The sequence below is a fragment of the Pyramidobacter porci genome, assembly GCF_009695745.1.
Taxonomy (GTDB): Bacteria; Synergistota; Synergistia; order Synergistales; family Dethiosulfovibrionaceae; genus Pyramidobacter; species Pyramidobacter porci.
Genome location: NZ_VUNH01000017.1, coordinates 1 through 2392, shown reverse-complemented (window position 1 = coordinate 2392; position 2392 = coordinate 1). Strand labels below are relative to the sequence as shown.

General features: G+C 45.6%; 1 protein-coding gene and 2 pseudogenes. 1 reads left to right on the top strand and 2 read right to left on the bottom strand.

All coding sequences use genetic code 11. The features are described 5' to 3' along the window. Nucleotides 1-105: pseudogene (locus FYJ74_RS12035) on the top strand (hypothetical protein); the annotation flags it as partial. Between the two features lie 539 nt (nt 106-644). Here FYJ74_RS12035 and FYJ74_RS11550 read toward each other — a convergent pair. Both FYJ74_RS11550 and FYJ74_RS11545 read right to left on the bottom strand, forming a co-directional pair. Continuing rightward, nucleotides 645-1398: pseudogene (locus FYJ74_RS11550) on the bottom strand (IS5 family transposase). A 60-nt stretch (nt 1399-1458) separates the two neighbouring features. After that, nucleotides 1459-2160, bottom strand: coding sequence for a FadR/GntR family transcriptional regulator (locus FYJ74_RS11545; protein WP_154529717.1), 702 nt, complete (start codon nt 2158-2160; stop codon nt 1459-1461). Nucleotides 2161-2392: the final 232 nt, after the last annotated feature.

The window sequence follows — 2392 nt, the reverse complement described above, 5'->3', positions numbered from 1 at the left end:
TTCTGCGCATCAAGCGAGAGCACTGGGCGATCGAGAACAACTTACGCTGGATGCTGGACGTGGCCTTCAGGGAGGATGACTGCCGGGCGAGAGCGAAGAACGCGGCGGAAGTGATGAACATTCTGCGAAAACTCGCTTTGCAGATGCTGAAGACCTGTGACGCGTGCAAATGCGGGATGAGGAGCAAGCGCAAGCTCTGCGGGCTTGGCATCCCTACGGCTCTGCAGGTCCTGGGGCTGGTACCGACGGGCATGCTTATTTCGTAAGCGATTGCCTTGGCAAAGACAACATGATATTTGCAGTTCCAAGTCGTATGTGATAAAGTTTCATTGGCATTCTGTGCCATTTCTAAGCTCCCTTCGATTATTTCGGATGCGGTTGCCAGCCTCATCTATCTTAATCTCAGGGAGCATTTCTTTCACTTCGATAAAAAACAAAATACTTGACCATAGCTTAAAGCTTCCTGAACCCCCAGCACAGCCGGGGGTTTTCTTTGAACAAAAATAGGAGGGAACGAACAAGCGTTGTTCGTTCCCTCCTATTTTTAACAGAACTTTTTACCTAACTACGACCAAACGACTTCCATGCTGAAAAATCACATTCTTTCCAGCCGCAACATCCGGCATATCTAGAGCGTGTTCACACTAAATTGCATCTCCAATCATAGCAAAGTAGATGAAACCACAGAACAGCACGTCAAGCTTATCGTAACGGGCAAATATTTTCCGAAATCGCTTAAGACGCGGGAAATATCGCTCTATCTCACTGCGCTGCTTATATCTCTCCTTATCATACTCCCATGGATCTTTGCGGTTCGATTTGGGAGGAACAGCCGGAGAATACCCCTTCTCCTTCGCTTTCTTCCGCATACTCTTTCCCTCGTAAGCTCTGTCCATCAGGATGTATTTTGCTCTGGAACTCTTATGATCTTGTCAAGCAGAGCTGTGCCTTCCGGCGAGTCATGGGCTTCTCCTCCGGAGAGCGCGAAGCTGACAGCCGATCTGTCAGTTGCGGCGACCATATGAATCTTCGTTGTGAGCCCGCCTCTCGATCTTCCAATAGCCTGTTTTCCTCTTTTTTTAAAGCACCTGTCCCGTTGGGATGAACCTTTGCCGATGTGCTGTCCAGGCAGATCGATTCGACCTTTATGCGAATAATGTTCTCCACTTGCAGCGCTTCGAACAGGCGCTGTAAAACGCCGTTTTTGCTCCACCTGTTCATGCGTACATAAATCGTATGCCAGTTTCCATAGGATTTCGGCAATGCCCTCCATTTGCAGCCGTTTTCCGTGACATACAGTATTGCATTGATCAGTTGGAGATTGCTCATGCTCACATTCCCGCGCTGACGGGGCAAGTATTTTTCAATTCGCTCATATTGTCCTTTCGTAATTTCCATATGCATATTATAGATTACTATTGTGTAATTGTCTATTAGTGTGAACGCACTCTAGCATTCTCAATTTTGCTGGAGCAGTTTTTTCTTGGCGCGCGTCAAATGCAACTTCATATACTTGCTCGCCATATCTGCATCCCTATCTTGAATCTTGTAATAAATAGCCTCGTGATCCATTAAAGTTGAATCCAGGTTATCCGCTGGATTTAAGGTGTAGTGCTTGGAAATCTCCAGAAGATCGTAAAGATTGCGATACACGTTTTCCAATACAGGATTTTTTGCCGTTCTAATTACTTTGAAGTGGAAGTCATGCGATGCCTGGATCACTTCTTCATCGTTTTGCGATCCATTTAGACACGCGTCAGCCATTAAATCTATAGACTCCTTTAATCCTCTCAAATCGTCTTCGGTCCGACGTATCGCTGCGTAATACGCCGCAGCGGACTCAAGGAAAACCCGGACTTCAAATAGATTTTCCATTGTTTCTCTCGTAATCTCGGAAGCAAAGTTAATCTTCGGCGCCATCATTTGCGCATCGACATGCTGAATGATCATGCCATCTGAACTATTCGTCACGATACCAATATATTCGAGGATCCGCAAAGCCTCCCGCACGGGAACACGACTGACTCCGAATTGAGCCGCCAGGTCTCGTTCGGAGGGAATGGAATCCCCTTCCTTTAGGGCGCCTGTCGTCAGTTGCTGTTTAAACCACTCTAAAATTATCTCATAATATTTAAGCGACTTTTTCTGTTGATCTTTCATACAAACTCTCTCCAGTTTTTAAGCGGCTACATCAATATATTAAGAGTATTATTTTAACACGATTTTTCTATAAAACAACGCGCCTCATATCATCTATATCGTTGTTCAGTGATAAAGTCCCCCATAACTGTTCCAGGAAAATGTCACTCTGAGATAATAGCATCCATGAAACAGGAGCGAATGACATTGTTACGAAAGGAACTGAATCGTATCAGAGTTATCGGAGCGCTTG

Bases quoted from the DNA above. Each gene is read 5' to 3' on its own strand.
- FYJ74_RS11545 (WP_154529717.1), bottom strand. From the start codon at position 2,160: ATGAAAGATCAACAGAAAAAGTCGCTTAAATATTATGAGATAATTTTA.